Genomic DNA, 10,931 nt, shown 5'->3' with positions numbered 1-10,931 from the left:
AACCGGCTGATCACCGTGCATATTGGGTGGGGATTTTTACTTCGACACTTCTGGGGAAATTACGGTCGACGTTGACAGCATGAGCTCGCCCGTGGGGCGCCGCCACTCCAGCGCCATGACCAGCGCCTGCAGTGCCAAGTCTTCATCGATGCGCTCGCTCATCGCCCAGCCGACGAATTTGCGACTGAACAGGTCAAGTACCAGGGCGAGATACAGCCAGCCTTCGTCGGTCGCCACGTAGGTCAGGTCGACCAGCCACTTGCGGTCGGGCGCGCTCGCCTCGAAGTCGCGAGCCAGCACGTTGGGCGCGACCGGATACGCGTGCCGGGAGTCAGTGGTCACAACCCGGAAGCGTCGACGCAACCGGCTTTGCAAACCGTGTTGACGCATCAGACGGCCAACACGCTTCTCGTTGATGCGGCCGACTTCATCCCGCAGTGCCCGATGCATGCGCCGGCGACCGTAGCGGCCGCGATGGCGCTGCTGCAGCGACTGCATCCGTGTAACAAGACGCGCGTTTTCCACGGCCCGTTGCGACGGCGCGCGCTTGCGTGCGGCGTACCAGCCGGTCTTCGACACGCCCAGCGACTCGCACATCAATCCGACCGGGTAAGCGTTTTTGTGCCGCTCGATCCAGGCGTACCTCACAGCGACTCCTTCGCGAAGTACGCCGCTGCTTTTTTCAGTATTTCTTTCTCCATTCGCAGCCGTGCATTCTCCTGCTTCAGGCGTGCGTTCTCAGCCTCCAGATCCGTTACCGGCGACCTTTGCTCACGCTTGACTGGGGCCTGCCCCTTACGCGCATCGCCAACCCAGTTTGCCAGCGTCTTATCCGACATCTCCAGACTTCGCGCAACCTCCCGCAATCCTCGCCGGCCCACAATCACCTGCTCGACCGCCGCTGCGCGAAACTCTTCCGTGTACTTCCGTCTCGGTACTGATTTCATCGCTTTCTCCACAAGGCTGATTATCAACCTTATGGCGTCCATTTTTCGGGGACCAGTTCAGGGATGACTTATGACGAGGCGGCTCAGCATGACAACACGATGGGAATTGACTGAGGCAGTCGGTGAGCGGTACCGCTGTTCTGACCGGAGCGAGAAGTGCGAGATACTGGACGAGTTTGTTCAGGTGACCGGTATCACCGCAAGCACGCTATCCGTGTGCAGTGCCGCGAACCTCTGCCTTCAAGGACGAAGCCCGGTCCCCAGCGACGCTATGACGATGAGGTGCGGGCTGACGCTCATCGCGCGACGGCGGCGGGAAGCACGAGTCGCCAGACGCGCAACTGCGAGGTGAGCACCCGCGGCGGCTCCCCGCGATGCATGGTGGCGCTCGGATTATCGCGACGACAGTGAATGCTGGTCAGAGGCAGATGCATGAAGAGGCCTGCAAGGGAAAGGCATAACCGGTGGTCGGCCGCTGTCTCGCTTGCGTCGGGCGCAGGTCGATTACCTTCTTCATGCGCGAATACACGTGGGTGCAGAAAGTCTCATCGAGCTGCCGGTTTGCCGTGAGGATGTTCTCCATAGTGAGTGACTCACGCGAGACGCCAACCCTGGCCATTTGCCGCTGGTGGAGCAGACCCGTCACAAACGTGTGCAGTAGTTCTTTTCGGATATGGGCGTCCGCCGCCTCATAGAACTCCTTGCCGGCCTCAGCCTCTGAACGGACTTTGGCGGCCGCAATTTCGGCCTGGGCTTTCGCAGCCTCTCGTCGCTGTGATTCCGCGTTAAGCATCTTCTTTTCGGCGGCACCAATACGGTAGTTCCCTTCGAGCGACTTGAAAATATAGCCCTTGGGGCTGATGGTTACCTTGCCCTGCGTCAACCTGGTCTGCGTATATTCGATGGCCTGCACCAGGCGTTCATCCGTCCAGGCGTGCCGATTATTTGCAAGGCGCAGAAAGTCCAGCTCATCGAACGCGAACTCATTATGAAGCAGCCAATTTCATTTATTATTTTGAGCCGTTGCAGGCTTTATATATTCGGGCTATTTGTCCGCACGGGCAACTGCACTATCAAGCGCCTGCGCGCGATGTATAAGCGATCACGCGAAAGTGCTGTTTCGTCGCGGCCGCGTCGGGCGCCCGACATGCATGCGCAAGTCAGCGTGCGGCCACGCGTAGCGGCCGCGCCGCGGGACGCGGCTTCGCCAGCGCGTCGGCCTGATCGACGGCAACGCGCCACTTCGGAAACGTCCCCGAGCCATCGACTTTCCACGGCTCGCCCATTTCATCGACATACATGACGTTCGCGTTTCGCCTGGCCGCCGACGCCCGCCGAAGCGCGCCCGGCGCGGTCCGCTCGAACGACCGGCTACCCTGCTCGTTGAACACTGTCGCAAGCGGCCGCCGCGCCTGGCCCGACCGGCTGAGCGGCGTCGCAAGCGGTCCTGCAGGCGCGCGCAACACCGCGTCGGCGGGCTCGCGTCCGGCGAGGATCGCGCCGAGCAGCGCGGACGGACCGCTCGAAGCCGATGCTTCGTTGGTCGTATCGCCGGCACGCTTCGCGGTCGGCGCGCTCGGTGAATCGAGTGCGAGCGGTTCGCTCGCGCCGTCGATCTGCACGACGAGGATGACGTGCCAGTCGTCCGGCGTGTTGTTGTAGCGCGGCGCGAGCGACACGAGACGCAGCCGCGCGATGTCAAAACCCGCGTCGCGCAGCAACAGGTATTTGGCGACGGCGAAGTCCTTGCACACGCCGCTCTCGGCGAAGAACCGTACCGGCGCGTAGTAGCTGCCGTCGGTTCCGTCGCGGTAGCGGACCTCGTTGACGAGCGCGTCGGCGAGCAGCGCGGCGGCCGCATCGCCGGCCTTCACGCGCTCTGCCCGCACCTGTGCAACGAGGCGGCTCCAACCGGCGGGTCCGCGCGTCAGGTGCGTACGCAGTGCATCGCGTAGGCGCTGCACGCGGCCGATTGCATCCGACGATGGTTCGAGCTTGCTATCGGCAAGCGGCAGGACGAACATCAGGTCGCCGACCTGCGCGAGTTCCGGGCGGATCTTGCGGTTGGCTTCCCACCACGTCCCGGTGCGCAGGCGCTCGATACCGGCTTTCAGCGCGCGAGGCGTGGCGGGATCACCAGGTTCCGCGTCACGCGGGATCGATGCATCGCGGTGCAATGCGGCCGGCAAATTCGCGGCGCCCGCGACGGCGGGCAAAAGCACCCCGACCGCAAACGAGCACTGGAGATAGCAGAGGAGCAGTCGAGCGAGCGGCATGTGAACTCCCGGAAGCCGCACCGGGCGCCCATGTGCCCGGTGTTTCGAAGCCTTCCGTGCCGTTCGACGCCATTCGGCGCAAGGCAACGCTGGCTTGAAACCAACATTGCATGGTGCGTGCCAATTCGTCGTATCGCAGTACGTCATTGATTAACCGCGAAATTGTCTTTGCGGGGCGGGCTGCCGCACGCGCTCTGTGACGCTCGGCACCCAGCAGAAATGCGAAACCAGTTGGGATTGCCCGCACACTGTTTTGGTCCTGAAAGGTGCGCCGCGCCTTTCGTAGCGCGTATGCTTCTGTTGACAGGGACCGGCAGTGCTTGCGATGTCCCTGCGACGTCCGGGACGAATGTGGGAGCTATACGCATGGGCGCACCGAATCACGAATTCATGCGCGTGGGAAGCCTTGAAGAGCTAAGCGCGAAGGAGCGGCTCGTCGTGCAAGGTGGCGATGGTCCAATCCTTGTCATCTACGACCGTGGGCGCGTCTTCGCACTCGACAATCGTTGCCCACACATGGGCTTCCCGCTCGAGCGAGGCACTGTCGAGGATGGCATCCTGACCTGTCATTGGCACCACGCCCGCTTCGATCTACAGAGCGGCTGCACATTCGACCTCTGGGCAGACGATGTGCCGAGCTGCGCGGTCGAGGTGCGCAATGGCGACGTCTGGGTGGCGACCAGGTCTGGACATTCCGATCCCGCCGCACATTGGTATCAGCGGCTTGCGGACGGTCTCGCACACAACCTCGGCCTCGTCATCGCCAAGGGCGTGCATGGTGAGCTCGCCGCCGGCGTACCCTCGACCGACATCGTACGGCAGGTGGCGCTATTCGGAGCGCAGAACCGTGATGGCTGGGGCGTCGGCCTCACGATACTCACGGCGCTCGCCAATCTGTTGCCCGTGCTGCCAGAGGACGACACCTATCTCGCCCTGTTCCACGGCGCGCGCCGCGTGGCGGCGGACTGCGAGGGCGAGGCGCCGCGGCGGGAACGTGCACCGCTTGGCAGCCGGCCGGAGCCCGCTGTGCTCCAGCATTGGCTCCGCCTTTGGACAAACGTGCGCCACCGCGAGGCGGCTGAGCGCACTCTGCTGACGGCGATTGCCGCTGGTCTCTCACCCGCTGTGCTCGCCGATGCCCTGCTTTCTGCCGGCACCGAGCGCGCATTCGCCGACACCGGCCATTCGCTCGACTTCATCAACAAGGCGTTTGAGTGCCTCGACCTGGTCGGCTGGGAGCACGCGTCCGTTTTGCTGCCTACTCTCGTCGCCCAGATGGTGAATGCTCGCGGCGCCGAAGAATCGACCGCCTGGCGCCAGCCGGTTGATCTTGTCGCGCTGTGTGACGAATCAGCCAGCCAGATGGCGCAGCTTTTCGCTGGCGGACGCAGTTCGCAAGTCTGGTCGAAGCACGCGGCGCTCGCGCGGGAATTGCTCGGAGACGATCCAGCGAAGATCATCGATGCGCTGAAGGCGGCGATCCGTGATGGCGCCGCTCCCGCTGACCTCGGGCAATCACTCGCTTATGGCGCGGCGCTGCGCGTCGCCCGGTTCGGCAATGCCAACGAGCACGCCGACTGGGAGACGGCGCACCACGTTTTCACCCATGCCAACGCTGTCCACCAGATGCTCAGGCGGATCGGGAGCGCGGGCATCGACGGCCACGTCGCGGCGGGGCGCGCGATCATGCACGGGGCCATGGCGCTCTATCTTGCGCGTTATCTGAACGTGCCACCGGCGCGCATCCCGGGCGAAGGCAACGATCAGTTCGACGACCTCCCTGCCGATGAGCAGACGATCCGTACCGCGTTGCTCGACGCCTTCGACCGACAGCGACAGGTCGATCTTGCGGCAAGGCTGGTAGCGCGCCATCTCACGCTTGGCCATCCGCCAGACGCGCTGATCGCGACGCTCGCGCTTGCGGTGTTGCGCGAAGACGCGGGGTTCCATGCCTATCAGATGCTGGAGGCGGGCGTCCGGCAATTTGCTGTGTGGGGCAATACTGGCGAGGGCCGGCATATTCTCATTGCGGTAGTCCGCTATCTCGCCGCCCATTCGCCGACTGAACGCGGCCCGTTGCAGACGGCCGACATCGCGCGGCGTCTGATGCGAGGCGGCGAAATACATCAGGGAGATGGAGCGTCCTGATTCCGTTCAAGGACAGGAAGCGCTGCTGTCGCGGCCGGCCATCACCGCCCGGCCAGCATCCGGAGGATCTTCTGTACGATGCGCTCATGCTGCTCCAGCGCCTCATCGAGCGTACGTGCTCCATAGCTCTCGTTGTTTCCGTCCTGCGTTCCGGCGATACGGGTCACGAACAGCAGGGCCTCTTCAGTACCCGTTTCGGACGCACCGCGGAAGCGGGTCGTCACTGTCGTACCGGACTCCTCCATCAATGTGCGGCGAAAGGTCAGGTCGTTCTCCGACATCCAGCGTGACCACTCGCTGAAATCGAACACTTCGACCGGCCGGTTCTTCCCGTCGAGGACGTACAAGCGTTTCCGCGGGAAGGTGCTGGGTTTCATATTTCAATAGGGTTGCGTGAGCAGGAAGCTGATTGCGCCCCGCCACCGGGTTTCGCCGACATGACCTAACCAGTCGTCATGTTCTGCCGCCTTCACGACCATCAGTCGTCCCGGACCGGCCGATACATTGGAGAGCGCATTGCCGACCCACGCGAAATGATGCAGTCGCTCTTCGTCACCAGGACAGCGACGAACATACGTCACTCGTATCGGCCGCAGGCCTTTCACGCGAGTGGCCGCCGCGACAGTGGAGAGCCGCGATGTGCTCTTGCGGCTCCCACGGCGTGACGAGTAGCAAACCCGTGATCTTGCGCGCGGATCACACGCCTGGTTGATACCCGCGCCGACGAAGATGCCCGTATTGCGAAATAGCATTCGGGCCCTCAAAGAAAACGCCCGCGCTATCTACGCAGGCGTTTCCGTGGCCCCGCTACCGCGCCCCAATGAACGACTTCTCTTCCGCTTCAGGGGGCCGGCTACCGCGCGGCTCTCTTATAGTATAGGACGTCTGGCGGGATATGCAGGTCGACGATAGCAGAATTGAGGATACTGACGGGCGACACGCCCTGGGCAAAGCGGAGCACGAGTGCGATCCGGATGCGGCCCAGGCTCGCTGCACTAACGCTTTGCTGTTGGCAGTTCCGGGTCAATTGCGTGTGCTCTTCGAGGCTGCCGCGGCCATGTCGAAGTTGCTCCGTGCCACTTCGACCGCCTGCTGCCCAGCACCCTGCAGGGTTTCGTACAGCGTCGTGGCGGCCGCGATTGCGGAATTCAGCGCGGCCATGGCGGCCTCAGAACCGGTCGGCGCGTTTTGGGCGGCGTCCTCAGCCACTGTCTGCAGCCGGCGACCATAGGCTTCTCCTTGCGTCTGTCCAATCCTTGCGAATTCGGCTTGTGTGGCTGTCGCAATGTCGAATACCTGACGGTTGTAGCCCTGCCCCCTTTCCGCGATCAGTGCGGCGGCGCTGTTTTGCAGCGCGAGCCAGTCCTGCGGCTCCTTCACCGACAACGCCTTTTGCGCCAGATCGAACGTGTCTGAAAGCGTTGCCCTGAACGCCCGCATGTTCAGTGCAGCCAGCTTCTCGACGCCCCCGACTGCCTCGCTGCTCAGGCCGAAAAACAGATCAAGGTTGGCCTTCTGGGTTGCAGCAAACTGGTCCTGGTTCAGCATGATGAAACTCCCGTGTGCACGATCCCCGTGCAGGTACCGCACCATTCAGGCGGGGGCCGGGGCACGTCGGGATCGCGTGAGTCGATCTGTCATGCGCGCGATCGGCGCGCGCATGTCTGGTAGTTTTGCAGCCTGCTTGCAGGATCGACGTCGGCGAAAACCCGTCTTCATACGCGTCGAGTCTGCGTTGCAACAATGCAGTTCTGAACAAGTTCGCGCTGCGCGCCGTTCAGTTTTTTCCGGTGATAGCGCGAAGGACTGAATCGCCAATGCGGGTAAGGCGGGGGCGCCGGACGCCGGACGCCAGTTGTTCCAGCGCGATCAGTTGGCATTCCAGTAGGGTGTCGAGTTCTTCCCGGTTCAGGTCAATCTGTTCGGGGGCGGACTTCACGAGCATCAGGGTGGCGAATTCGTGAGGGCTCAGCATGGATTTGTCTCCGGCCTTATCTGGATTAAACGTTGCCGGACGCATCGTTGCCGCTGATGCCGCCCGACCGTTTGGCATTCGACTCTTGTTCCAGTATTTCTGTCCGGCCTTGCGAATTCGGTAGCCTTCAAAGCCGGACCCAAATGTTAAATCGGAAATGGGGCGGGTACCGGATGAAAATAACGTATGAGAATTACATCGTTGATAGAGCTTTATTTGTCTAATGAAAATGCGAATGCGGGATGAAATGGTCCAGTAGTTACCGCCCTTTATTGCGCCGAATCGGCACTCATCGCGATCACTTGCAACCTGCCCAAAACCTGTATAAATTTACAGTACTGTATTTGCATACAGACATACGGGAGGCAACGATGGAGCATCTGGTCAGGGTCTATAACGAAAAGGACCGACAAACGCTCGAATGGCTGCGTCGACATGTCGGTGACGCGGCGATTGCTGCCGCTGTCGGTCGATGTCCCGGGTCAGGCAAGCCTTACCTCTCCTCTGTCTGCAGACATCTTGGCGTCAGAACGCCCAGCTTCCATACGCCTCGCAGGCAGAGTCCGAGCCCGGTGGCCGAGCAATCGTTGGCGACTATCCGCCGCATTCTCGCGGCGCACACGGCGTCAACCGTCGCACGCCCCAGCCTTACACGTTAGCGATAGGTCCGTTCACTCACTCTTCAACAACTTCGGACTCCATATGACTTTGACCGCGCTCACGCTGCATTGAACACAACGAAAAGAACCGCCGTTCCTGCTGTTATCGCGATGCGGGGCATGAATGGCAGCTCGTTGACCAGTACGCGCCTGAATCCGACACGCTGCCAACAATCACCGAATGCGCCACCGCGTCCGACTGGCACAGCCGCGCCCGTCACCTTTTGCCCGGGCTGTCGACCGCGTCGTACGTCTGTTGCACATTTGCCTCAGAGATGACGGACGACTTTCGCTCGCGACGACGTCGAAGGCTAATGTAGGGAAGAAAAACTATAATGGCGCGGTCCGTTCAATTTCGGATTGGCCGCATGATGTGTCCCTCTCATGCCGCGCAATGGCATTGGATGTCCTGACCTTCCGGGATCAGGGCCGCTTTTGCGCTCAAGCCGATCCACTCTATCTCAGCCATGCATACCCAGTTCCGCCTTTCCTCCGCGGCATTCATGCTTGCGCTTGCCAGCGCTCTGTCTGCCTGTTCGACACCAAAGCCGCTTTATCAGCAAGAACAATTTGATGCAAGCGATAGCCCCTATATGCACAGATTCGCCGCCAAGGCGGAGCCCGCCTGCGAGGCTGCCCGCCGTGCTTTGCTCAGCCAGGGGTATATCGCGAGTTCGTCGCGGCCCGATTCCGTCGATGGCTCGAAAAATTTCCAACCCACCAGCGATTCGCATTCGGTGATCGAAATACATGTGGTCTGCACAGCCGACGATCCAAAAAGCAACGTCAGTACCGCGTACGTCAACGCTGTACAGGACCGCTACGCGCTAAAGAAGAGCAACACGTCCGCAAGCGTCGGACTGAGCGTGTTTGGATCGCTGTCGTTGCCGATTGGCTCCAGCGATGACTCGATGGTGAAGGTGGCAAGCGAGACGATCCCTGCCGGCGTTTTCTATCAACGTTTCTTCGCGCTCATCGAGCATTATCTGAAGACCGACTCCCCGCAGCCCGCCGCGTTCGACACCGCTGCGGCGCCGAAGGAAACGCTGCCATCGATGAACGACGCCGTGCCGCAGACCAGGCCAGCCCAGACAGACGACAGTAGTGATGCGAAGGCGACGGACGCGAAGTAAGCGGCGCCAGTATCGTGCTTTCCAGCCGGTTCCGTCCCCTCGCCTCGCTTTCGCGCCTTGTATCCGACGTGGAAGAGACGAACAGCCCGCTCGCGATGGTCCCTGCGCCCGTGAAGCGCGCCGGCGTCCTTGCAGGCACCCGGCAAACACAAACGGATTCAAGACGCGGCGCCATGCGTTGGCCGTGATTGCCGATGTCTTGTACCTGTCGGCCCACCTCGCCATCTGCGCCCTTGGACGCTCGCGAACGAGAACTCGCGGCGAAAAAAGCAAGAATTACGCGCCTTTGCAGCTTATCGGGACAAATTGCGCGTCACTGTTGATGCGCATGGTCGGCTGCGGTGAGGCCTCGTTGTCGCTCCAAAAGTTAGGCCAGTTTGTCCCTGTGTTCCGGTGCACATGCATGTAGCGTCCCGCCAGTTCTTCCGAGGCTAGCCGGTCGTACTGGTCGACAGGTCGTTTCCCTCCGCCGTACATACCCTCCCCGTTTTTTGCCGCAGCGCACATAGCGCCTTCGACGCGTTGAACGCGCGGGGTCAAGCATCAAAAGCAATCCGGTCTTCCCCTGGCGTGGCGACGAAACTACGTATTTTCAGGGGCTCCGCTCAAGTTTCGGGTACCACGCCGCGTTGAGCGTAAACAACCGGTTGACATCCACTCGTCCTTCCATACAATCGATATTGTTGCGTTGCAGCACAGCCCATTTCACCATGTGGTCCGTGACGGGTTGACCAGACTGCCCCCGGTTGGTCACCTCACCCTTTTTGGAGTTCGTGATGAGCAGTCTTCGCCCGGAATACATTCGCGCCGTACAAAAATCGGCTTTTGACACGACGTTTGGTGTCCTGAGCAAAACATTTGACGGTATCGAAAAGCTTGTCGAACTGAATGTGCACACGGTCAAATCGACTCTCGGAGAGAGTCAGGAGCGCCTAGCCGAGTTTCTTTCAACACAGCAGCCACACACGCTATTCGCCCAACACGTGAACCTGGCACAAACCGCTTTGAAAATGGCACCCGTGTACTGGTCTCCCGCATGCAAGGTCGTCGCCGAAACTCAAGCAGAACTCCTGACGTTCGCTCAAGCTCAGTTCAGGCAGTATCGCCACGACGCACAGGCTTTCGTTGACAGCGTTGCGCAAGACGTGCCTGCAGAAAGCGGAACCGCTGAAGCAGCATGGGCATTCCCCAAGTCGCCAGTCGAGTCCCCTAAGACAACCTCGCAAGCTTAATAACGTTTGTCGTCAATGGTGCGCGTCGCGCGCCCGTCGCGCGGCGTCTGGTCCTGAGTTAAGGTCCGAATCCATCATGCAGTCATGCGGGAGCCACCGCGCCCATCGCCGAAGCTACGCGAGGGCGTCTACGACCGGGCACGTCGATACGACGGCCCGAGGCAACCGGAGGAGTGACAAATGAAATCAGCAGAGACGTCGTTGCGATTCGCGATTGAAAAATGGTTGGCACCAACTTGTGCGACGCCGATTCGGATTGCCCGGTTCAGTCGCACGGGCCACGGCCAACGGCGTTACGTACACGTTGAGAAATACCGGCCGGAGGGCTCTGTTTCTCTCTTTTTCTTCCGGCACGATGATGGCAAATGGCAGGTATTCCCGCCCGCGAACGACAGCTGACAGCCGGGAACGAGCCAGTGCACGCGGGATGACAGATCCCAAGGCCGGCTATGCCGTTTTTTGTTGTCGCACAAAGACGAAACGCTAGGGAAAGTGTTCAAAACTCGCCCATATCATGCTGTTCAACCCGAAGCCTGCCAGGCACAATAAGCGCATGAAACA

12 protein-coding genes and 1 pseudogene are annotated in these 10,931 nt (G+C 61.2%); 5 read left to right on the top strand and 8 right to left on the bottom strand.

Annotation, left to right across the window (positions count from 1 at the left end):
- Positions 1 to 36: 36 nt before the first annotated feature.
- The 4 genes from J8I87_RS42195 to J8I87_RS42180 form a co-directional block, all read right to left on the bottom strand.
- Positions 37 to 648, bottom strand: a complete 612-nt coding sequence (locus J8I87_RS42195; RefSeq protein ID WP_209938486.1) for an IS3 family transposase — start codon at positions 646 to 648, stop codon at positions 37 to 39.
- Positions 645 to 947 carry a transposase gene (locus J8I87_RS42190; protein ID WP_209938485.1) on the bottom strand — a complete coding sequence of 101 codons (303 nt, stop codon included), beginning with the start codon at positions 945 to 947 and terminating at the stop codon, positions 645 to 647. Before J8I87_RS42190 ends, J8I87_RS42195 begins: the two co-directional genes overlap by 4 nt.
- Positions 948 to 1,365: 418 nt before the next feature.
- Complete coding sequence (locus J8I87_RS42185; RefSeq protein WP_209938484.1) at positions 1,366 to 1,860, bottom strand: hypothetical protein; 495 nt, start codon at positions 1,858 to 1,860, stop codon at positions 1,366 to 1,368.
- Between the two features lie 247 nt (positions 1,861 to 2,107).
- Complete coding sequence (locus J8I87_RS42180; protein WP_209938483.1) at positions 2,108 to 3,223, bottom strand: transglutaminase domain-containing protein; 1,116 nt, start codon at positions 3,221 to 3,223, stop codon at positions 2,108 to 2,110.
- A gap of 366 nt (positions 3,224 to 3,589) precedes the next feature.
- Here J8I87_RS42180 and J8I87_RS42175 point away from each other — a divergent pair, with 366 nt between their 5' ends.
- Complete coding sequence (locus tag J8I87_RS42175; protein WP_209938482.1) at positions 3,590 to 5,371, top strand: Rieske (2Fe-2S) protein; 1,782 nt, start codon at positions 3,590 to 3,592, stop codon at positions 5,369 to 5,371.
- A 41-nt stretch (positions 5,372 to 5,412) separates the two neighbouring features.
- On the opposite strand, the gene J8I87_RS42170 is transcribed toward J8I87_RS42175, so the two are convergent.
- From J8I87_RS42170 to J8I87_RS42155, 4 genes are all read right to left on the bottom strand, one after another.
- Positions 5,413 to 5,748 (bottom strand): hypothetical protein, encoded by a 336-nt coding sequence (locus J8I87_RS42170; protein ID WP_209938481.1) that lies wholly within the window; start codon positions 5,746 to 5,748, stop codon positions 5,413 to 5,415.
- 3 nt (positions 5,749 to 5,751) lie between these two features.
- Positions 5,752 to 6,123: a hypothetical protein gene (locus tag J8I87_RS42165; protein ID WP_209938479.1), complete on the bottom strand. Its 372-nt coding sequence runs from the start codon at positions 6,121 to 6,123 to the stop codon at positions 5,752 to 5,754.
- Positions 6,124 to 6,394: 271 nt separating this feature from the next.
- Positions 6,395 to 6,919 (bottom strand): TIGR01841 family phasin, encoded by a 525-nt coding sequence (phaP, locus tag J8I87_RS42160; RefSeq protein ID WP_245254575.1) that lies wholly within the window; start codon positions 6,917 to 6,919, stop codon positions 6,395 to 6,397.
- 229 nt (positions 6,920 to 7,148) lie between these two features.
- Complete coding sequence (locus J8I87_RS42155) at positions 7,149 to 7,346, bottom strand: hypothetical protein (protein WP_209938478.1); 198 nt, start codon at positions 7,344 to 7,346, stop codon at positions 7,149 to 7,151.
- Between the two features lie 371 nt (positions 7,347 to 7,717).
- On the opposite strand from J8I87_RS42155, the gene J8I87_RS45440 reads away from it, so the two are divergent.
- The 4 genes and pseudogenes from J8I87_RS45440 (at position 7,718) to J8I87_RS42140 (ending at position 10,769) form a co-directional block, all read left to right on the top strand.
- Positions 7,718 to 8,005 (top strand): hypothetical protein, encoded by a 288-nt coding sequence (locus J8I87_RS45440; RefSeq protein WP_245254574.1) that lies wholly within the window; start codon positions 7,718 to 7,720, stop codon positions 8,003 to 8,005.
- 467 nt (positions 8,006 to 8,472) lie between these two features.
- Positions 8,473 to 9,126 (top strand): annotated as a pseudogene (locus tag J8I87_RS42150) (DUF2242 domain-containing protein); the annotation flags it as partial.
- Positions 9,127 to 9,914: 788 nt separating this feature from the next.
- On the top strand, positions 9,915 to 10,370 hold the full coding sequence (gene phaP / locus J8I87_RS42145) for a TIGR01841 family phasin (protein WP_209938475.1): 456 nt from the start codon (positions 9,915 to 9,917) through the stop codon (positions 10,368 to 10,370).
- Positions 10,371 to 10,550: 180 nt separating this feature from the next.
- Positions 10,551 to 10,769: a hypothetical protein gene (locus J8I87_RS42140; RefSeq protein ID WP_209938473.1), complete on the top strand. Its 219-nt coding sequence runs from the start codon at positions 10,551 to 10,553 to the stop codon at positions 10,767 to 10,769.
- Positions 10,770 to 10,931: the final 162 nt, after the last annotated feature.

This window comes from Paraburkholderia sp. LEh10, from assembly GCF_017814945.1.
Classification (GTDB): domain Bacteria; phylum Pseudomonadota; class Gammaproteobacteria; order Burkholderiales; family Burkholderiaceae; genus Paraburkholderia.
This window is presented reverse-complemented; position numbering and strand designations above follow the sequence as displayed.